This window comes from Acinetobacter tibetensis (assembly GCF_023824315.1).
GTDB lineage: Bacteria > Pseudomonadota > Gammaproteobacteria > Pseudomonadales > Moraxellaceae > Acinetobacter > Acinetobacter tibetensis.
Genome location: NZ_CP098732.1, coordinates 3,291,662 through 3,312,808, shown reverse-complemented (window position 1 = coordinate 3,312,808; position 21,147 = coordinate 3,291,662). Strand labels below are relative to the sequence as shown.

The following is a 21,147-nucleotide window of genomic DNA, read 5'->3' as shown; positions in this document are numbered from 1 at the left end:
CAATGAAAAAATTCCTTTTGGGTAGCCTTGCAACGGCCGTATTTGCATTTTCTGGTAGTGTTATGGCAGCGAATTTTGTTGCAGGCAAGGACTATACGGTAGTCGCCAACCCAGGCAAAGTTGAAGTGCCAGGAAAAATCGAAGTGCGTGAATTCTTTTGGTATGGTTGCCCACATTGCTTTAAGTTAGAACCACATATGCAGACTTGGCTAAAAAATATTCCAAAAGATGTGCGTTTTGTGCGTACCCCAGCATCCATGAACCCAGTGTGGGAGCAAGGTGCACGTGGTTACTATGTCTCTGAGGCATTAGGTGTACGTCAAAAGACCCATTTACCCTTGTTCCATGCGATCCATGTGAATGGTCAACAGATTTTTGATCAAAAATCGCAAGCGAAATTCTTTAGCAAATATGGGGTTCCTGAAGCTAAATTTAACAGCATGTTTAACTCATTTATGATTACCTCGAAAGTTGCTCAATCACAGCAACTGGCTAGACAATACCAGTTAACAGGTGTGCCTGCGGTGGTGGTGAATGGTAAATATGTGGTACAGGGTGAAGATGCCAAAGTGACGCAAGTCGTGAGCTACTTGGTTGAGAAAGAGCGTAAAGCCAAATAATCTGTGAAGTGTTAAAAACCTGCATTGTTGCAGGTTTTTTTATGAGAGCTTTTCTGGATCAAGGATAGGCAGAAGCCTTTATTTCTTATGGATGATGCCCCGAAACAGCAACTCTATTTGTTGAACGGTTTGATTTTTAAAACTTAGCCGTTGCTGTATCAGTTGTGGGGTGTCGGTGCTAACCATTAAATTAATCCAAGACATGGCCCAATTAAAAGATAAATTAATCAGCAGATTAGCCAGTACTTGAAGGTCTTGAACAGCATAAGTAGGTTCAACTTCACTCAGTTCATCACTCAAATCTTCAATCAGATACTCAATTTCTCGGGCAATCGCATAGCGTAATAAAGCACTGCCGCCCCAACGTTCAGCACTAATAAAAATCCACCATTCAGGATGTTGTTGTACGGCTGTAAAAAACTGATCTAGGCGAGGTTCTATGTCGGTATGTTGTTGGAGTAAGGAGGCTAACTTGAGTTCATGCAAGACCCGTTTATGTTGTAGGGCAACTTGATCAATTAACTCTAAACCGAGCTGATTTTTATCTAAAAAGTGACGATAAAACGCCGTTGGAACCAAACCAACATGGCGCGTAATTTCTCGCAAACTCATGCTGCTAAAAGAAATTCCTGATGAACTTAAACTTAAGACAGCATCCAGCAGGGCTTGGCGACTTTGTTGTTTACGTTCATCTCTAATCGACATAATAGCTCTCGACTGGTTTTGATAGAGTTTAACAAATTTTTTGTCCAAAAAAACAGCAGAAATTGGGGGTAAAAAGTCGTGGCATGTTATTCAACGGGGTTTTTTGATGACAGGATTGTGGATATCCCATTTGACGAGATTGCATCTGCTATACTTGTGCGCAACGAATTCCTGTCAAGATTAAAGGCGAATTATGCGTATCGACCAACGTACTCTAGATCAATTACGTGATGTAAAAATTACCCGCAATTACACACGTTATGCTGAAGGTTCTGTGCTGGTTGAATTTGGCCACACCAAAGTGCTATGTACTGCCAGTATTGATAATTCTGTACCGCGTTTCTTGAAAGGCAAAGGACAAGGTTGGGTAACCGCAGAGTACGGTATGTTGCCACGTTCAACGCATACCCGTAGTGACCGTGAAGCGGCACGTGGTAAACAGTCTGGACGTACTCAAGAAATCCAACGTTTGATTGGTCGTAGCTTACGTGCCATGATCGATCTAAAAAAACTGGGTGAAAATACCATTACCATTGACTGTGATGTGATTCAGGCCGATGGTGGCACACGTACTGCTGCGATTACAGGTGCAGCAGTTGCATTAGTTGATGCCATGAATGTTTTGCTTGAACAAAAGAAAATTAAGCATGATCCATTAAAAGGCTTAGTTGCTGCTATTTCTGTCGGCATTTTTAAAGACGAAGTATTGTTAGATTTGTGCTATGAAGAAGATTCAAACTGCCAGACCGACTTGAATGTTGTCATGACGCAAGCAGGCGAGTTTATTGAAATTCAGGGCACTGCGGAAGATAAACCGTTTACCCGTACTCAAACCAATGACATGTTAGAAATGGCTGAAAAAGGCATTCAAGCGCTGATCCAGAAGCAGCAAGAAGCTTTGGGTTGGTAATACGCTTAATCATGTAAAACATTAAAAATGCACCCATCAGGGTGCATTTTTTTATTACAAAACCTAATCAAATCAAGATCAATCCATAACATGCACTTAATTTTATGCTCATGATCGTTATGTAAACTTCATGCCATTCATTTTATTGGAGCATGAATTTATGGCTCAATTCTTTATACTGTTTTGTGCAGTGGTGACCTTTGCATTAATGGCCTGTGATCCGCGTCCTGCTGAATTAAAACAAACGGTATCTGCTTGGGATCAAACCTCTCATCCCTCACAACAAGATCAGCAAAGTTCAAAAGATTCAACAGCATCATAAAAACTTAAGATGCCTTTTGAGTCAGCAGTTGATAACTATGATTCTTCCCATTCAGCACATCCATATTTAAATCTTTGTATTGGTTTAACAATTGCGGATGCGGATATTTACATTCAGGATTGAGTTCGACCCCAGTTTGATGAATGGCACTATAACAGGCATTTACAGCTTGGATAAATTGGTAATAAGGGGGCAGTGGCAATTGAGCCGCTGTCAGCACCTTAGGCGCAAGAAAATGTGCTGCAATATTTTTTTGCTGGAAAAGACTGCGATCAATTGGGTAGTTACTCCAGACGGCTAGAGGTGTGCTAAAAAACTTCACATCTTTCTTTTCAGCTTTTTCCTGAGCTGAAGCAAAGAAATGATAGTCATCATAGACTTGCCCCAAGTTTGGTAAATGATCACCAAAGAAAATTACAAGGGTTGGGCGTTCAAGTTGTTTTAAATCTTGCAGTAATTGTTCAACATGTTGATCCGCACGCTGTAAGCCAGTCAGATAGGTGTTGAGTTGGCGTTTGGAACGCTCACTGAGGCCTTGCTGATCAATGTTGAAATGATCTTTACCATAACGATCATCATTGTAGTTAAAGTGATTTTCGACTGTAATGGCATAAATAAATTGCGGTTGTTCCGTTTGTTTCAGTTGCTTGTGAATGGATTGATAGAGTAAATCATCCGTTGCCCAACCCGCCTGATTGATATATTTGGCACGATCTTGTGCACTGGTCATATTTTCCAGCGAAGTAAAGCGATTAAAGCCTAAGTTTTGATAAACCGTGTTGCGGTTGTAAAAAAACTTACCGCTGTTGTGCATGGCAGTGGTGTCATAACCCAAACTATTCAAATAAGTGGCCAAGGAATAAGTGGGGCGTTTCAGTTTGGACACATACATCAATTCATTATGATTTAAATAGATATTCAAACTGGTCAGGACTTCAAATTCCACATTGGCTGTACCGCCACCAAAACTTGGCGAAAGCAAACTTGAGGTTTGGTAGCGATCAAGTGTTGGGGTGATGTTCTGCGGAATACTTTTGCCCAACTGACGTGCATCCCAATGTGCCTCGCTCATAATTATTACAATATTGGGCTGTTGCTGTTGCGCCTTGAGCACAGGTGGAGTTGTGCTAAAAGGTGTATATAGCGCTTTGATGGTGGGTTCAGGAATATTTTCGGTATTAAATAGCCGAGTATTCAGACTATCCATAGATTTTGAAAAAAAGAAGGGAATAAAACCAATTTTTTGAATGGTGAGATGATCACCGATCCAATCACCTTTGGTGTTGGGAAAAGCTTGTCGATATTCACATAGCCAGCCGAGCTGGTTTTGTTTACATAACTGACCAAAGTTATTACTAAAATTTGCGCTAACAAAAAGTCCTAAACCGAAAAGAGACAGTAAAGCATTTGAGAAAAACAGGCGTTTTTTCTCAAGCCGTTCTTTACGGTAGAGAAAGACCATAAGGGCAATACATACAGCAGCCCCTGATAGGACCGAAAATTTAAGTAACCAAGGTGCAACAACAAAGGTTTCTTTAATCAATAAGAAATCGCTAGGCACTAAACTGGCCGATAAGTATTTTTCTTTTTGTGTATTGATAAAAATCAGTAATAAAAAAATAAACTGACTAAAAAAAATGGTAATAAAGGTTTTTCTGAACAATAAGTAAATAAAGGAAATCAGGGCGTAATTAATCAGCACTGAAATGACAATTTTTGCGCCATTGAGCTGAAGATACTGCTCGGGATTATTCAGGATGCGTGGAAGGGCAGGATAAAGGCAGAAAAAGGCCACAGACACGAGGGCAATCAGCAAAAATAAAAGTTGCTGTTTCCAGATATTCATAACAGATGTTGAGGGAGGAGAAAGGCAGCTCAGGATTATAGAACTTTCAAGATTATTTTCAATGCACTTTATATAGATTCAAAATTGGTGATCACGTTTAACAGTGACCACTAGAATCTGATCAATTATTAGCCATTAAAACGCATCGATAAATCAATCGCTTTGACATCTTTAGTCAGTACACCCATTGAAATATAGTCAACGCCAGTCGTGGCAACTTGGCGTAAATTATCAATGGTGATGTTACCCGATGCTTCTAATTTGCAACGACCTGCGACATGTTGGACGGCATCAATCATTTGTTGCTGACTAAAATTATCCAGCATCACAATATCCGCTTTGGCTTCAAGGGCTTGATTAAGTTCATCCCAAGTTTCAACTTCAACCTCGACAGGTTTGCCCGGCGCAATCTGATGGGCTTTGGCAATGGCTTCGGCAATGCCACCTGCTGCCATAATGTGATTTTCTTTAATTAAGAATGCATCAAATAAGCCTAAGCGATGATTTTGCCCACCGCCTACTGCAACGGCATATTTCTGCGCAATACGTAAACCTGGTAGGGTTTTGCGAGTATCGAGCAATTTGGTGTTTAAACCATCTAGCTGTTTGACATAATCAGCAGTTTTGGTCGAAACCGCAGATAAAGTCTGAATAAAGTTCAGCGCAGGGCGCTCGACGGTCAGTAGACTGCGCGCTGAGCCTGCAAGCTTTAGAAATGCTTCATTGGCTGCAACTTTATCGCCGTCTTGTTTTAACCAAGTGACTTGAACTGAAGCATCAAAAGCCTGAATTAAGGCATCCACCCAAGGTTGACCTGCAAGAATCATGTCTTCGCGACTAATGATGGTTGCAGTCGCTTGCTCATCTTCGGGGGTTAATAAGGCCGTAATATCCCCATCACCAATGTCTTCTTGGAGTGCTTGTTGAATATTGATTTGAATTGATTGTTCAAGCAGCGTTGGAGAAATACTCATAGTCTTTCCGTGTCTTTTTAACCCATGAAAATTGCGCGTTATCTTAACATTGTTCTTTACAGTTTATGCCGTAGATTTGAGATTTTATGATGAAAGTTTTAGCATGGTGTACTTATAAATAAAGCTTCAATATAGCGAGGAATGGATTATGCAGCAGCGCTCGTCTTTTCAGGTTGTCGATGGTCAACTCATCGGTGCGAAGCAAATTCCATCGCCCAATTTTAATCAGCGACCAGCAGAGGCAAAAATTGAATTGGTGGTGATTCATAATATCAGTTTACCGCCGTCGCAGTTTGGGGGAGGCTATATCCAGCAATTTTTCCAGAACCAGCTAGATTCAACGCAACACCCCTACTTTGAAACCATTCAAGACCTGAAGGTTTCGGCACATCTGCTGATTTTACGTACTGGAGAGGTACTACAATTTGTGAATTTTCAGCAACGGGCTTGGCATGCAGGACGCTCTTCATATTTAGGGCAGCAGGAATGTAATGATTATTCCATCGGAATTGAACTCGAAGGAAGCGATGACTGTGCCTTTGAAACCCTGCAATATCAGGTTTTGGCGCAAGTGGTGGTGAGTTTGCAACAGGCTTATCCAGCGATACAACAGCATGTGGCAGGGCACTCTGATATTGCACCAGGGCGCAAAACTGACCCAGGTCCTTACTTTGATTGGGTGAAGTTCAGAAGCTTGGTGCAACAGATAAAGAACTCAAAATAAAGAGACATTTCCGTTGAGGTTAATCATTTAACAACGATTTTTCTTCACAAGTTTCATTACAATAGCGACTAATTTTTTAACTGGGTGGATACGATGGCGCTTTGGCGATCGACCTTTATTGTCAGTGCAATGACCATGTTGTCTCGTGTACTCGGATTAGTACGTGATATCGTCTTGCTCAATGTCTTTGGTGCAGGGAAGGATTTCGATACATTTGTGGTTGCTTTCCGTATCCCCAATTTTTTTCGGCGCCTATTCGCGGAAGGTGCCTTTTCACAAGCCTTTATTCCTGTACTGACCGAATATAAAACCAGTAAGACACATGCAGAAGTCCAAATTCTCATCAGTCGTGTATTTGGTGGTTTACTGACGGTCATGACCTTGCTGACATTTATCGCGATGGTGGCCGCGCCAGCAATTTTGTATATCTATGCGCCGGGTTTCCATTCAGATCCAGAGAAATTTGATCTGGCCGTGAGCATGTTCCGCCTCACCATTCCATATTTAATGTTCATGTCACTGACCGCCTTTGCCAGCAGTATTTTGAACAGTTATGGCTCATTTGCTTCGCCTGCATTTTCGCCAGTCCTCCTTAATGTGGCAATGATTGCGGGAGCATGGTGGCTCACACCGTATATGGCTGAACCGATTATGGCCTTGGGTTGGTCAGTGGTCGTGGCGGGGGTGTTACAGCTTGCGATTCAGATTCCAGAACTTTGGCGCAAAAATTTATTAATTCCACCGAAGGTTGATTTTAAGCACGAAGGTGTCGACCGCATCATGAAGTTGATGCTGCCAGCGTTGTTTGGGGTATCCGTGACGCAGATTAATTTACTGCTGAATACCATTTGGGCATCCTTTATGCAGGATGGTTCTGTGTCATGGCTATATAGTGCGGAGCGTATGACCGAGTTACCATTGGGCCTGATTGGCGTTGCCATCGGAACGGTCATTTTGCCGTCATTGTCGGCACGACACGCGGAACAAGATCAACATAAATTCCGTGGCATGATGGACTGGGCTGCCAAAGTCATTGTTTTGGTTGGGCTTCCTGCTAGTATTGCTTTGTTTATGCTTTCGACCCCGATTATTCAAGCCTTGTTTCAACGGGGTGAATTCACTGTAGAAGATACGCAAATGACAGCGCTGGCTTTACAGTGTATGAGTGCAGGGGTCATTGCTTTCATGTTGATTAAAGTCTTTGCACCCGGGTTTTATGCGCAGCAAGATACCAAAACCCCAGTACGTGTTGGTTTAATGGCGGTAGCAGCAAATGCTATTTTGAACGTGGTGTTTATTGGTTTCTTTAAATTGATTGATTGGCAGGCCGAACACATGGCATTGGCAATGGCATCTTCTGGTTCGGCTTTAGTCAATGCAGGCATGTTGTACTTCTACTTGCATAAACGTCATATTTTCCGCTTTGGTTCGCATTGGAAAAAGCTGTTTTTACAATATGCTGTGGCTAATATTGTCATGATTGCTGCATTGGCTTATGGCTTAACTTGGTATGACGGTAGCTTATCCCAATGGTTGCGTGTGGCCGAAGTGATTGGCTTGTGCGTCGTTGGCGTTGTGGCTTACCTGATCGGATTAATTGTAATGGGTTTCCGTCCGCGTGATTTACGCCCATAAGTCTGATTTTAAATTGAAATCTAAACTCAATGCTTGCTACGGTGAATTGATTTAGAACGAAAAAAGGGACTGTGATCAGTCCCTTTTTTTCAAGGCAGTACTTGTAATAATTCGACATCAAAAATTAGCGTGCTGTTCGGCTCGATAATATCGCCAGAACCAATCTGACCATAGGCGAGATGAGCAGGAATAAAGAAGCGATATTTAGCCCCTTCTTTCATTAATTGTAAGCCTTCGGTCCAGCCTTGAATGACTTGATTGACTTGGAATTCGGCAGGCTGTTGACGTGCAATCGAGCTATCGAAAATGGTGCCATCAATCAGACGACCTTCATAATCCACTTTAACTTTTGAGCTGACTTTCGGGGTTTTTCCTGTGCCTGCTTTAAGCACTTGATATTGTAATCCTGACGCCGTGGTTTGCATGCCAGCCTTTTTAGCATTCTCTGCTAAAAAGGCTGTCCCGATCTTGCTATTTTCTTCAGCTTGTTTTCTTAATTCAATCAGTTGTTGGGCTTCTGCCTGTTTTTTATATTGGGTTAGGACGCGTGCCATTTCTTCATCTGTTAATGAAGCCTCTTTGCCCTGAGCGGCCTCTCTGAGCCCTTGAATGAAGGCTTCGAGATTTAAATCTTTCATTGATTCGGCATTGGTACGACCCATTAAATAGCCAAAACTATACCCAGCCTGTTCTGAGCTTGAACTGCTGGTGGTAATGGGTTTTGCAAAAGTAGTCGCACTGAATAACAGCGCCGATGCCAAGAGAATTTGTATTTTCATTCAACCTTCCTAAAGTATTTTTCGTGTCGGAATATCTACAAGTTTGGGGGAATATCGATGACAGTTCTTTTTTATTTTTTGCGTGTTAGATTTAAATCAGTCTCACGTTAAAATCATTTTGAGTCGATCTGTTTGTTCGATTGAAACCTGTATATTGTGCAAAATTAATATTGAAAGTGAAAGAAGGAGAGCCGAGCTCTCCTTCATTTTTTACTTCACTTTAATCAATTCAACATCAAAGATCAGTGTACTGTTGGCTGGAATCGTACCAGGTACGCCTTGTTCGCCATAGCCCAATTTCGCTGGAATAAATAAAGTGGCTTTACCACCTTCCTTCATTAATTGTAAGCCTTCGGTCCAACCCGGAATCACTTGATTGAGTGGGAACTCAATTGGCTCACCACGTTGGATTGAGCTATCAAATACCTTCCCGTCGACCAATTTACCTGTGTAATGTACCGTCACGACCGAGTCAGCCGCTGGCTGCTTGCCAGTGCCTTCTTGAGTAATAATATATTGCAATCCAGAAGCAGTCGTTTTTACCCCAGGCTTTTTGGCATTTTCTGTAAGGAAGCTGTCGCTTGCGCTCTGTGCATTTTTAGCTTGATCTGCCTGTTTTTTCTGCATTTCTTGTTGGAATTGCTGATAAGCTTGCTGTAATTCTTGTTCAGTGTATGCAGGTTGTGTACGAGCATGACCTTCACGTACGCCTGTTACAAAGCTATTGATGTCAAGTTCAGGAGGTGTTTGATGTGCAACTTCATAACCTAAAGCATAACTAATTTTTTCAACAGCAGAAGCATTTTTAGAGGCTTTTGATGTGATTGCTTCAGGATGTTTGGTGGCATAATAAACTGGAACAAGTGCAGCACCGCCTAAAATTACAGCAACAGCGATGGGTAAGGCTTTACTCATAGGGTTTTCCAAAATTCATTGTAGTAATCAAAAATTTGCTGCTATTTTAGCAAATTTTTTAATGCTTAGATGGTATTTCAACCGACTATATATTTGGATATTACTATATGCCTGTATAGGTAAAGAAGCTATAACAGACTGATTACCTAAAACATTTTTTATACAAATAAAAAGGACCAGCGTCATGCTGATCCTTTTAGGTGAAAAATGATTGCTAAGCTATCAGTCATCTTTCGCATTTTTATAGGCATAGGCATAGTTATAACCATAACTTGAGCCTGCCGTACGTTGGATATCGTTTAAGATAATACCTGTCACTTTAACGCTCGCTTGTTCAAAGCGATTGACTACCAACTCAAGTTCTTTAATTTGAGTCTTACCATAACGTGCAATCACAAGGTTAACGCCTGCGTATTGGGAAATGATAATACCATCGGTAACTGCCAAAATAGGTGGCGTATCGACAATGATATGGTCAAATTGGGTAGATAGCTGTTCCAATAAGTTTTTAAAGCGTTCAGTACTGAGTAACTCAGATGGATTTGCGGGACTCTTACCGCGAGTAATCACCGATAAATTTTCAACTTCTGTGGTTTTGAGAATGTTCTCAAGTGGATGTTGACCATTGAGGTATTCAGCAAGCCCTGCTTGGTTATCTTGATGGAAATACTTATGTAAATAGCCACGACGTAAGTCCGCATCAATCAACAATACACGCTTGTTGCTTTGTGCCAAAATAACCGCAAGGTTGGTTGATACAAATGATTTACCGAGTTCTGGTGCGGGACCTGAAATCATAATAATGTTGTTACGCGCATTGTTCAGTGCGAAATGAATGGCAGTCCGCATGCTACGTAAGCTTTCAATCGCAATATCATCGCTATTTTTAACAGCAAGAATAGGAATGTGTTTCTTCTTCTTGATAATGTTAATACGACTCTCTTGCACAGGTGAACGTGGCACAGTCGCATAGACAGGAAGATCGAGTTCAGTTTCAATTTGACCAGAATCTTTAATACCCGTACGTAGCATATTTCGCATTAATGCGATTAATACACCGATAAACCCACCGACAAAAATCGATAACAACAGCACCAACAATTTTTTAGGCTTAATGGGTTCAATTGGCAATACGGCTGTATCGACAATACGGACATTCCCAATTTCACCCGCTTTAGCAATCCGTAACTGTTGATAAGAGTTCAATAGTGTAGTGTAGAGCTGTTGTTTAACTTCAACTTCACGATATAACTGTAAATAACGACGTTGCAGGTCTGGTAATTGTTTTAGCGTCGCATTCAACTCTTTAATTTTACTGTTAATTGCTGCGAGCTGGGCATCAATTTGTTGCATGGCTGGGTGTTCAGCAGTGTATTTTTCTGAAAGTTCAGCCTGCTTCTGTTCCAGTTCAATTTTTTGAGTTTCAAGACTAATACTTTGAGTCAGATAAAGTTCAGATTCTTTCGTGACATCAACGGTGTTGTACTGTTCACGGAATTTGTTGAATTCACGTTCAGCCACATCGAGTTGCTGTTTTAACTCTGGTAATTGTTCATCGAGGAACTTTAAAGTTTGTGCTGTTTCAGCAGAACGACGTTCAATGTTTTGTTTGCTATAGGCAACTAAAATAGAATTCAGGACTTTTGCGATGTGCTCTTTATCTGCACCTTGATAATTGAGCCCAAGTACACCCGTGAGTTTGCCTTTTTCTGCCACAGAATAATTCTGGAGAACCGTATCCACAGCTGCTGGTAAAGACATTTTCTGAACATTGTAACTTGAACTTAATGGGTCACGGCTAAAAATGCCAATATTCCAAGTACCAACAGAAGAGCGACTTTGGTTGACTTGGTTTAATGTCCCTTTAAAAACCACTTCATCCGTCTTTTGATCGGTCAGGGTAAATTGTTTATCCTCAAAACTTAAAAGCAGTCGTTTGTTGAGGTATTCAGTAGGGACATCAAATTTTCGAACCTGAAATGACTGCTCATTATTGTAAAAAGTAACAGCCTGTGGCAGATACTCGGTTTGAAAACTATCTTGATTGAGTAAACGATGAAAGATCGTATCATCTGTTGATGAAATACTAAAATCTAAATGCAGTTGTTGAATAACTTGCCCTAAAACCAAACGCGATCTCAGAATTTCAATTTCAGCTTGGGCAGGGGACTTCTGGTCGACCATTGATGATAAATCACCCAATAAAGCTGCGGTACCTGCACCTTTGCTATCTTCAACCTGTATGAGTGCATCAACCGCATAGATATCTTGAGTTGTTCTTAAATAGAGTAATGCACACACCAAACTTAAGATGGTACATAATGCAATCAGTTTCCATTGAGCAATTAACGAAAAGAACAGCTCTTTTAAATCAATTGTGTCTTCTGTATTGGTATTTTGGCTCATAATTTTGCTATCAATGGGTTAAATATGTTTCTTCCAGTCATTTATACAGTTTTGTATAAGCTGACAGGTATCATCAAAAACGGCTTGTTCATGCTGGTAAGGGTCAGGGACATTCTTACCTTGCCAGTGACCTAATCGAAAGGTTTTTCCTTTGGAAAAGGGCCATGTTTGCTCAATATGCTTTTGCTGATTTTGACTCATGACTAAAATTAAGTCGGATTTTTTTATTAGGTCGGCATTTAATTTTTTTGCAATATGTGCCTGCATATCAATGCCATGCCTTTGCATGCATAAAATGGCTTTATCGTCAGCATTATGACCAATTAAACCAGAGATTCCTGCTGATTCAACATGAAGTTGAGGAAATTCCTGCTTTAAAAAGTATTCAGCCATCGGGCTACGACAAATATTTCCAATACAGACCACGAGAATATTTTGAATATGCATTATTGCCCCAAACGGTCGATATTATATAAAGCATTTGAGAAAGGTAGAATTTGGGTCACAACACGTTGCCAACGGGCTAAACCAGTAGAATCTACATAAACAATGTCATTACTGCGCATTTTAAACTGATTGGCTAAACCGAAATCACCCAAACTGAGTAAATTCATATGATACAGTTCAGTTTGTTGCGTTTGCGCATCGCTACGTAACACATAAATCCGACTGGCACTGGCGGTATTTGGATTTAAACCGAGGCTTTCACCTAAGACATCACTTAAGGTCATGCCCTGATCACGCATCAATAAGGATTGATTTTTACCAGATTCACCCATCACGTAAACTTTCTGATTTTCTTTTGAATTTACATAAAGTGTGTCGTTGGGTTGAATTAAAAGATTGTGCAGTGAATAACCTGCTTTCTCTAAATCAATACTATTTAATTGAAAGGTGCGACCCTGACGAACCAAAGTGATGGAGGTGTTATCACCGAATTGTGTGTTAACGCCACCTGCTAAGCCAAGTGCTGTATAGACACTCACAGGTTGATCACTCAGGAAGAATTGCCCGCCTTTCATGACATTGCCTTGTACAGAGTAACGCTGCCCTTGATAAGACAGGACACGTGCAATCACGTCAGGTGTTTTTAAATAGCGAGAAAGTTGGCTGCGCAGTTCCTGATTGACTTGGGCAAGTGACTTCCCTGCTGCTTTGTAGCGTCCAATAATTGGGAATTGAATATATCCTGTTTGATCAATTTGGAAACCGTTGGCTTGAATCGATTGATCATTGTTAGCATTACTTACAGGTGGCGTAATTTCAGGATAAGCCCATAAATAGATAGACAGAATGTCGCCAGGACTAAGTTTGTAGTTAAGTTGAGAATGGCGAAATAAACGTGAAATATCTTGTATATCAGTATTTTGGTTTTGCTGTAAATGACGCAAAGTGTTTTGGTTTAACTGGATAACATTTACAGAACTTCCAAGTTCGGTTTGATAGATTCCTTGTTCAGGTAAATCATATGTTTGTAGGCCGGGCGCTAGAGCACAACCGACAGTGCTGAGTGTGAACCCCAAAAGGCCAATATATTGTAGAAATTTCACTCTGAACCCTATTATAAAAATATTTCAATCTTTGGATGAGATTGAGTGTATCTATTCAAAATTTAGCTAACTATAACAAATTGTATAATTTATTTATACGCATTTGCGTTAAGACAAAATGTATTTCTGTTATATTAGCCAAAAGCCGATAAAATGGCATTTAATTTATTCCAAAGTCAATGAGCACGGGCATCAAGGCAAACACATGTTGCAGAATTCAGAGTTAAAAATAGCCATTATTGGTCTGGGGTATGTGGGGTTGCCATTGGCGGTAGAGTTTGGGAAAAAAGTCCCTGTTGTGGGGTTCGATATTCATCAGAAACGAATTGATGAATTAAAAAGTATGCAAGACCATACGCTAGAAGTCACTCCTGATGAACTATTGGCTGCAACGCAATTAAGCTATTCCGCAGAATTACAAGATTTAAAACACTGCAATTTTTTTATTGTAACCGTACCAACGCCAATTGATGACTTTAAACAACCTGATTTAACACCATTAATTAAAGCATCCCAAAGTATCGGGAAAGTATTAAAAAAAGGCGATATCGTTGTTTATGAATCAACCGTTTATCCTGGTGCAACAGAAGAAGTTTGTATTCCTGTATTAGAGCAAGTATCTGGACTTAAATTTAATCAAGACTTTTTTGCGGGTTATAGCCCAGAACGCATTAATCCTGGTGACAAGTTACACCGTGTGACTAATATTTTGAAAATTACTTCAGGCTCTACGCCTGAAACTGCTGACTATGTCGATCAGGTTTATAATTTAATTGTTGAGGCAGGTACACATAAAGCACCTAGTATTAAAGTGGCTGAAGCTGCAAAAGTCATTGAAAATACCCAACGTGATGTGAATATTGCGTTAATCAATGAGTTAGCACTCATTTTTAATAAATTAGATATTGATACAGAAGATGTCCTTAAGGCTGCTGGAACCAAATGGAACTTTTTACCATTCCGTCCAGGTTTGGTCGGAGGGCACTGTATTGGGGTTGATCCGTATTATTTAACCCATAAAGCTCAATCGATTGGATTACACCCAGAAATTATTTTAGCCGCACGTCGATTGAATGATCGCATGGGTGAATATGTAGCGACACAACTCATTAAAGAAATGGTGAAGAAGCGTATTCAGGTTGTCGGTTCAAAAATCTTAGTGATGGGTTTGAGTTTTAAAGAAAATTGTCCAGATATTCGAAACAGTAAAATCATCGATATGGTCAATGCACTCAAAGATTATGACTTAGATTTGGATATTTATGATCCATGGGTTGATCCGGAAGAGGTGAAACAAGAATATGGTTTGGCCCCTGTTGAAAATTTAGAATCAGGGCAATATGACGCCATTATTCTTGCAGTTGCACATGATCAATTTAAGGCAATGACCTCACAAGAAATGCATGCATTGGGTAAACAGAATCATGTCTTATACGATTTGAAATATATATTAGATAAAGAAGAATCTAATATTAGACTTTAGGAAGTAGGGTTTTAAATAATGTCAGTTGATATTCAATTAGAATTAATTGGTCGTAAGCAAGAACTTTTTATTGATGATATTCAATTATGGGATGAAAAATTAAAAAATATTGTTTCATCTTCAAAATTTTTAGTCCTTGGCGGTGCGGGATCTATAGGTCAAGCTGTAGTTAAAGAAATTTTTAAAAGAAACCCATTAAAGTTACATGTTGTTGATATCTCTGAAAACAATTTAACTGAGGTTGTGCGAGATATTCGTAGTTCATTTGGTTACATTGAGGGTGACTTTCAAACTTTTGCATTAGACATTGGATCTGATGAGTATGATGCATTTATTCAGAATGACGGAAAATTTGATTATGTATTAAATTTATCTGCGTTAAAGCATGTTCGTAGTGAAAAAGATCCTTATACTTTAATGCGAATGATTCATGTCAATATTTTAAATACTGAAAAAACAATTCAACAGTCTATAGAAAAAGGCGTAAAAAAATACTTCTGTGTTTCTACCGATAAGGCCGCTAACCCCGTCAATATGATGGGTGGCTCAAAACGGATTATGGAAATGTTTTTAATGCGTCAAAGTCAATATATTGACATCTCGACAGCACGATTTGCGAATGTGGCATTTTCGGATGGTTCATTACTGCATGGCTTTAATCAACGTATTCAAAAACAACAACCAATTGCCGCTCCAAACGATATTCGACGTTATTTTGTGACTCCTAAAGAATCGGGTGAACTTTGTTTAATGTCATGTTTATTGGGTGAAAACAGAGATATTTTCTTCCCAAAATTAAGTGAACATTTACACCTCATTACTTTTGCTGATATTGCAGTGAAATATTTAAAGCATTTGGGTTATGAACCACATCTTTGTGAGACTGAAGATGAAGCACGAGAATTAATTAAGACTTTACCAAAACAAGGTAAGTGGCCATGTTTATTTGCTGGTAGCACGACGACTGGTGAAAAAGATTTTGAAGAATTTTTCACAGATCATGAAGTTCTGGATATGCAGCGTTTTAACAATTTAGGCGTAATTAAAAATGCACTAAATATTGAAGAAGATAAATTACAGACTTTCGAAAATAAAATCAGTGCAATGTTAGAAGCAAAACAATGGAACAAAGAAGAAATAGTTGATTTGTTTAACTATATGATGCCTAACTTTGGTCATAAAGAAACTGGTCTATATTTAGATGGGAAAATGTAGTGGAAATTGCAAAATTTAATCAATTTGTACGTGATATTTATAAAACGGATCAATTCATTCCACTGCATGAACCCCGTTTTATTGGAAATGAAAAACAGTACGTATTAGACACAATAGAAAGTACATTTGTATCAAGTGTTGGCGCATTTGTTACTGAGTTTGAAGAAAAAATGCAAAATTTCACAGGAGCTAAGCGTGCTGTAGCTACGGTGAATGGCACTGCTGCACTTCATGTTGCATTGCTGATGGCAGGCGTTAAGCGAGACGATCTTGTAGTAACACAAGCATTAACTTTTGTCGCAACATGCAATGCACTTTCCTACATCGGTGCAGAACCATTGTTTGTTGATGTTTCCTTAAAAACGATGGGCTTATGTCCTGCTGCATTAGCACAATATTTAGAAGAACATGCTTATATTAATGATTTGGGTGAGTGTCGTCACAAAGCAACAAATCAGAGAATCTCGGCAGTTGTACCAATGCATACATTTGGTCATCCTGTAGAATTGGATGAGTTAATGGTTGTATGTCAAAAATGGCATTTAACATTGGTGGAAGATGCTGCGGAGAGTTTAGGCTCATATTATAAAGGTCAGCATACAGGGACTTTAGGTCCAATTTCAGCATTAAGTTTTAACGGTAATAAAGTTATCACCACGGGTGGTGGTGGAATGGTTTTATGTCAAGATGAACAGCTTGGTATCAAAACAAAACATATTACGACCACTGCAAAAATTCCTCATCCCTATGAGTTTTATCATGATGAGAACGGATTTAACTATCGTATGCCAAATTTAAATGCTGCGTTAGGCTGTGCTCAAATGGAAAACTTAAATGATTTCCTTGATAAAAAAAGAAACCTTGCTCAGCACTATTTAGAGTTTTTTAAAGACTCAGATACTCAATTTTTTGTAGAACCTCAAGACTGTCATTCAAACTATTGGTTAAATGCGATTATTTGTGAAAATAAAGCGCATCGAGATCAGGTATTGCACAGTACTAACGAAAGTAAAGTAATGACTCGTCCAATTTGGACATTAATGACCAAATTACCAATGTACAAGAATGCGTTACAAGATCATTTAACACATTCAAATTGGTTAGAAGAGCGCGTTGTCAATATCCCAAGCTCTGTTCCTTTGGAGTTTTGAGATGAAAAAAATAGCCGTATTTACAGGAACCCGAGCAGAATATGGGTTGCTGTATTGGTTAATGAAAGATATACAAAGTGATCCAGACCTTGAGCTACAGATTTTAGCCACGGCAATGCATTATTCTCCTGAGCATGGAGAAACGTGGAAAACCATTGTTAATGATGGTTTTGAAATTACAGAATCGGTGGAAATGTTACTATCTTCAGACACTCCAAGTGCTGTTGTGAAGTCTATGGGAGTGGGGTTGCTCGGTTTTGCAGATGCATTGCGCCGTATGCAACCCGATTTGCTGGTGGTTTTGGGTGATCGTTTTGAGGCATTAGCCGTGACGCAAGCTGCCTTGATTATGCAAATTCCTGTAGCGCATTTGCATGGTGGTGAAATTACAGAAGGCGCTTATGACGAATCAATCCGTCATGCAATTACAAAAATGGCAACGATTCATTTTGCTGCCGCTGAACCATATCAAAAGCGAATTATTCAACTTGGTGAGCAGCCAACAAAAGTCTTTAATGTAGGTGCCGTGGGGCTTGATCATATTCAGCGCACGCAATTTAGAACCCTAGACGAATTAAATAAAATCTATGACTTTAATTTCGCACAGCCTTATATTTTAATCACCTACCACCCTGAAACCAACTTAAATGATGAAGATGTAACACCATTGTTTAAGGCATTAAGGGCTCAAGAGAACCTCAATTTTGTTTTTAGTTACCCAAATGCGGACAATGGAAATACAGAAATTGTAAAAGCGATGTTGGCATTAAAAGCAGAAATGCCAGACCGTGTACTTTTGGTCAAGAGTTTTGGTATCCAGAACTATTTGAGTGTATTGAAATACTCACTTGCAATGGTTGGGAATTCTTCTAGTGGTTTATCAGAAGCGCCTGCATTACAAATAGTTACGATTAATATTGGTGACCGTCAAAAAGGGCGATTACGTTGTAAATCGATTATTGACGTAAAACTTGATCAAATTGAGATTCAGAATGCGTTAAAGCAGGCGCAGGAATTTCCAAAATCTGAACTGGAGCAGGTTCATCCTCCTTTGGGCTACGGAAATACTTCTCAAAAAATTATAGAAGTAATTAAGACAATAGATTTTAAGAAAAAGGCGCCATTTTATGATCTTTGATGAAAATGAAATTTATGTGATTGCTGAAATTGGTGTGAATCATAATGGTTCTGTAGAACTGGCAAAAGAACTCATTTTAAAAGCAAAAGAATGTGGGGCTAATGCGGTTAAATTTCAGACTTTTAAGGCTGATAGTCTGCTTTCAGATCAAACAGAAATGGCTGCTTACCAGAAAGAAAATACGGGTTCAGCACAAAGCCAGCTTGAACTTGTGAAAAGTCTTGAGTTGACTTATGAGCAAACAAAAGAGATTCAGGACTTTTGTTATGCAGAAAATATTACGTTTATTTCAACCCCTTTTGATTCTGAAAGCTTAAGGTTTTTGGTTGACGACCTTGATGTACCATTTTTAAAAGTTTCATCGGCAGATATTTCTAACTTACCATTTTTATATGAATTGGCATGTACTGGAAAACATGTAATTTTGTCGACCGGTACAGCAAGTTTAGGAGATATTGAACAAGCATTGTCTGTTTTTGCATTTGTGATTGATAAAGGTACTCAGGTTAGACCATCACAACAATTATTTAGAGAGTCATATTCAAAATTTGCTGTTCGTAAAAAGTTAAAAGAACAGGTATCAATTTTGCACTGTGTGACGCAGTATCCAGCACTATTTGAGCAAACCAATTTACGTGCGATTGAAACAATTAAAAATGTTTTTGGATTAACGACGGGCTATTCTGATCATACTTTAGATGAATATGCAGCAGTCATTAGTTTGAGCTTAGGTGCTCGGATTTTTGAAAAGCATATAACGCTTGATAAAAATATGGCTGGACCAGACCATGCAGCGTCTATGGAAGCTGATGAATTTAAGAGCTATGTTGAGATCTTGCATAAAACCCATGCAGCTCTTGGTGATGGCATAAAATTTATGCTAGAGCAAGAAAGCGATAATTATTACTTAGTGCGACGTAGTATTGTGGCGAGTAAAGAGATTGCCGAAGGTGAACTGTTTACAGAAGAAAATATTACAACCAAACGTGCTGGTAAGGTTGTCTTAGAACCAAATAAATATTGGGATGTTTTGGGGACTTATGCAACCAAAGCATTTAAAAAGAATGATTTTATTGAACTATAAATGAAAAAACTGGCGATTTTTGGAACTAGCGGCTTTGCGAAAGAGCTATTAGATTTAGCTCTCGATCAAGGTTATACCGATATTTGCTTTTTAGAAAAGGAAGCAGGGCAAAACCAAACTTTGTTAGGTTTCCCTGTGTTTTTGGAATCTGAAATCGTTGGTGTTGCCAATATTGACTTTACTATAGGTATCGCTGCTCCGAAAATTCGTCAAAAAATTTATGAATTTTATCCTCATTTGAATTTTCCAAATTTAATCCATTCTCAGGCCACATTAGGTTTTGGAATTCGTGAACAACTACATCATTCTAAAGGCGTGATCATTGCTGCTGGTGCAAGAGTTACCAACTCTTGCAGTTTTGGAGATTTTGTAGTGGTGAGTTTCAACTGCACTATTGGGCATGACTGTAAATTTGATAGCTACGTGTCGATTATGCCAGGCGTGAATTTGTCTGGTTGTATCCATGTGGGTACTGGCGTATACATTGGCACAAATGCTGCAATTTTGCCAGGTAAGGGGCCTCTAGAATTAAAGAAGTTGGGTGAACACTCAATAATTGGCGCTGGTGCTGTAGTGTTAAAAAATACTTTAGTGCATACAACATATGTCGGTGCACCAGCGAAGGAATTAAAACGTAATGATTGATGTAAAAAAAATAGTTCTGAACAAGAAAGACACAATATTAAAAGCATTAGAGTTGTTAGACTTGTATGCGTTAAGAATTGTGCTAGTGGTCGATGAAGATAATCATTTACTCGGCAGTATAACGGATGGTGACATCCGTCGTGGCTTGCTTAAAGGGCAAGACTTACATGCTTCTGTTGAAACGATTATGCATCTAACCCCTTATTCAATTGAAGAGGGTGAATTAACCAATCGACAGATTTTTGAAATAATGCGAGAAAAGCGTTATTTGGCTTTACCTGTTTTAAAAGCAGGTCAATTGGTTAATATTATTACGCTAGAAGACCTAATTAGCCGTAAAAGAAAAGAAAACCCTGTATTTATTATGGCAGGTGGTTTTGGTACCAGATTACGCCCATTGACTGATAAATGTCCAAAACCTATGTTACCCGTTGGTGGAAAGCCGCTGTTAGAAACCATCGTATTAAGTTTAAAAGAGCAAGGATTTTATAAGTTTTATATTTCAACACATTATTTGCCTGAAATTATTCACGAGCATTTTGGCAATGGTGAAAAATTTGATGTTCAAATTCAATATGTGCATGAAAATGATCCGCTAGGTACAGGTGGAGCATTAAGCTTGTTGCCGAAAGAAGAAATTAAACTACCTTTTGTGGTCATCAATGGTGATGTACTTACCAATATGAATTTTGGTAAACTGTTAGATTTTCATGAGAAAAATCAATCGATAGCAACAATGTGTGTGCGTGAATTTCAGTACCAAATACCTTATGGCGTGGTTAATTCAGAAGATAATGTCATACAAAGCATGACAGAAAAGCCAAGCTATTTCTTTGATATAAATACCGGCATATATGTGATTTCTCCTGAGTTACTTGCGCAGGTGAATGCTGAATTTATAGGAATGCCAACAATATTAGAACAGCAGATTACTTTACAGCAAAAGGTCACGAGTTATCCTTTACACGAATATTGGTTGGATATCGGACATATGGAAGATTATAATCGTGCGCAAAAAGATATTCATATGTTGGGTTTAGAATAA

General features: G+C 39.2%; 20 protein-coding genes. 12 read left to right on the top strand and 8 right to left on the bottom strand.

What is annotated here, in order from left to right:
- Window positions 1-2 precede the first annotated feature (2 nt).
- Window positions 3-620 (top strand): thiol:disulfide interchange protein DsbA/DsbL, encoded by a 618-nt coding sequence (locus M5E07_RS15935; protein ID WP_116763175.1) that lies wholly within the window; start codon window positions 3-5, stop codon window positions 618-620.
- Window positions 621-698: 78 nt separating this feature from the next.
- Here M5E07_RS15935 and M5E07_RS15930 read toward each other — a convergent pair whose 3' ends face one another.
- Window positions 699-1,325, bottom strand: coding sequence for a TetR family transcriptional regulator (locus M5E07_RS15930; RefSeq protein ID WP_252220742.1), 627 nt, complete (start codon window positions 1,323-1,325; stop codon window positions 699-701).
- Window positions 1,326-1,518: 193 nt separating this feature from the next.
- Here M5E07_RS15930 and rph point away from each other — a divergent pair, with 193 nt between their 5' ends.
- Together rph and M5E07_RS15920 are read left to right on the top strand one after the other, a co-directional pair.
- Window positions 1,519-2,235, top strand: coding sequence for a ribonuclease PH (gene rph, locus M5E07_RS15925; protein WP_116763170.1), 717 nt, complete (start codon window positions 1,519-1,521; stop codon window positions 2,233-2,235).
- Window positions 2,236-2,395: 160 nt separating this feature from the next.
- Window positions 2,396-2,557 (top strand): ABZJ_00068 family colistin stress protein, encoded by a 162-nt coding sequence (locus M5E07_RS15920; RefSeq protein ID WP_165815730.1) that lies wholly within the window; start codon window positions 2,396-2,398, stop codon window positions 2,555-2,557.
- Between the two features lie 4 nt (window positions 2,558-2,561).
- Here M5E07_RS15920 and M5E07_RS15915 read toward each other — a convergent pair whose 3' ends face one another.
- Complete coding sequence (locus tag M5E07_RS15915) at window positions 2,562-4,403, bottom strand: LTA synthase family protein (RefSeq protein ID WP_252220739.1); 1,842 nt, start codon at window positions 4,401-4,403, stop codon at window positions 2,562-2,564.
- Window positions 4,404-4,531: 128 nt separating this feature from the next.
- A complete protein-coding gene (nadC, locus tag M5E07_RS15910; RefSeq protein WP_252220732.1) occupies window positions 4,532-5,377 on the bottom strand; it encodes a carboxylating nicotinate-nucleotide diphosphorylase in 846 nt (281 codons plus the stop codon).
- A gap of 148 nt (window positions 5,378-5,525) precedes the next feature.
- Between nadC and ampD the strand changes: the two genes are divergently transcribed.
- Together ampD and murJ are read left to right on the top strand one after the other, a co-directional pair.
- A complete protein-coding gene (ampD, locus tag M5E07_RS15905; RefSeq protein WP_252220730.1) occupies window positions 5,526-6,101 on the top strand; it encodes a 1,6-anhydro-N-acetylmuramyl-L-alanine amidase AmpD in 576 nt (191 codons plus the stop codon).
- Between the two features lie 84 nt (window positions 6,102-6,185).
- Entirely contained in the window at window positions 6,186-7,736 is a 1,551-nt protein-coding gene (murJ, locus tag M5E07_RS15900) for a murein biosynthesis integral membrane protein MurJ (protein WP_252220728.1), read from the top strand.
- A gap of 89 nt (window positions 7,737-7,825) precedes the next feature.
- On the opposite strand, the gene bamJ (M5E07_RS15895) is transcribed toward murJ, so the two are convergent.
- The 5 genes from bamJ (M5E07_RS15895) to M5E07_RS15875 form a co-directional block, all read right to left on the bottom strand.
- A complete protein-coding gene (bamJ, locus tag M5E07_RS15895; protein ID WP_116763159.1) occupies window positions 7,826-8,515 on the bottom strand; it encodes a BamJ family beta-barrel-assembly machinery protein in 690 nt (229 codons plus the stop codon).
- 210 nt (window positions 8,516-8,725) lie between these two features.
- Entirely contained in the window at window positions 8,726-9,430 is a 705-nt protein-coding gene (gene bamJ / locus M5E07_RS15890) for a BamJ family beta-barrel-assembly machinery protein (protein WP_116763157.1), read from the bottom strand.
- 222 nt (window positions 9,431-9,652) lie between these two features.
- On the bottom strand, window positions 9,653-11,836 hold the full coding sequence (locus M5E07_RS15885; protein WP_252220726.1) for a polysaccharide biosynthesis tyrosine autokinase: 2,184 nt from the start codon (window positions 11,834-11,836) through the stop codon (window positions 9,653-9,655).
- An 18-nt stretch (window positions 11,837-11,854) separates the two neighbouring features.
- Window positions 11,855-12,283: a low molecular weight protein-tyrosine-phosphatase gene (locus tag M5E07_RS15880; protein WP_116763153.1), complete on the bottom strand. Its 429-nt coding sequence runs from the start codon at window positions 12,281-12,283 to the stop codon at window positions 11,855-11,857.
- Entirely contained in the window at window positions 12,283-13,386 is a 1,104-nt protein-coding gene (locus M5E07_RS15875; RefSeq protein ID WP_252220724.1) for a polysaccharide biosynthesis/export family protein, read from the bottom strand. The genes M5E07_RS15880 and M5E07_RS15875 overlap by 1 nt, the downstream gene beginning before the upstream one ends.
- 205 nt (window positions 13,387-13,591) lie before the next feature.
- Here M5E07_RS15875 and tviB point away from each other — a divergent pair, with 205 nt between their 5' ends.
- Genes tviB through M5E07_RS15840 form a run of 7 tightly spaced genes read left to right on the top strand, consistent with a single transcriptional unit; the run spans window position 13,592 to window position 21,147 of the window.
- A complete protein-coding gene (gene tviB, locus M5E07_RS15870; RefSeq protein ID WP_252220722.1) occupies window positions 13,592-14,869 on the top strand; it encodes a Vi polysaccharide biosynthesis UDP-N-acetylglucosamine C-6 dehydrogenase TviB in 1,278 nt (425 codons plus the stop codon).
- 18 nt (window positions 14,870-14,887) lie between these two features.
- The gene (locus M5E07_RS15865; protein WP_252220720.1) at window positions 14,888-16,084 is read left to right on the top strand and encodes a UDP-N-acetylglucosamine 4,6-dehydratase; all 1,197 of its coding nucleotides are present in this window, start codon (window positions 14,888-14,890) and stop codon (window positions 16,082-16,084) included.
- The gene (locus tag M5E07_RS15860; protein WP_252220718.1) at window positions 16,084-17,235 is read left to right on the top strand and encodes a LegC family aminotransferase; all 1,152 of its coding nucleotides are present in this window, start codon (window positions 16,084-16,086) and stop codon (window positions 17,233-17,235) included. Before M5E07_RS15865 ends, M5E07_RS15860 begins: the two co-directional genes overlap by 1 nt.
- A 1-nt stretch (window position 17,236) precedes the next feature.
- Window positions 17,237-18,373 carry a UDP-N-acetylglucosamine 2-epimerase gene (neuC, locus tag M5E07_RS15855; RefSeq protein ID WP_252220709.1) on the top strand — a complete coding sequence of 379 codons (1,137 nt, stop codon included), beginning with the start codon at window positions 17,237-17,239 and terminating at the stop codon, window positions 18,371-18,373.
- A complete protein-coding gene (locus M5E07_RS15850; RefSeq protein ID WP_252220707.1) occupies window positions 18,363-19,457 on the top strand; it encodes an N-acetylneuraminate synthase family protein in 1,095 nt (364 codons plus the stop codon). Before neuC ends, M5E07_RS15850 begins: the two co-directional genes overlap by 11 nt.
- Window positions 19,458-20,102, top strand: coding sequence for a PglD-related sugar-binding protein (locus tag M5E07_RS15845; RefSeq protein WP_252220705.1), 645 nt, complete (start codon window positions 19,458-19,460; stop codon window positions 20,100-20,102). It begins immediately after the preceding gene.
- Entirely contained in the window at window positions 20,095-21,147 is a 1,053-nt protein-coding gene (locus M5E07_RS15840) for a nucleotidyltransferase family protein (protein WP_252220703.1), read from the top strand. The genes M5E07_RS15845 and M5E07_RS15840 overlap by 8 nt, the downstream gene beginning before the upstream one ends.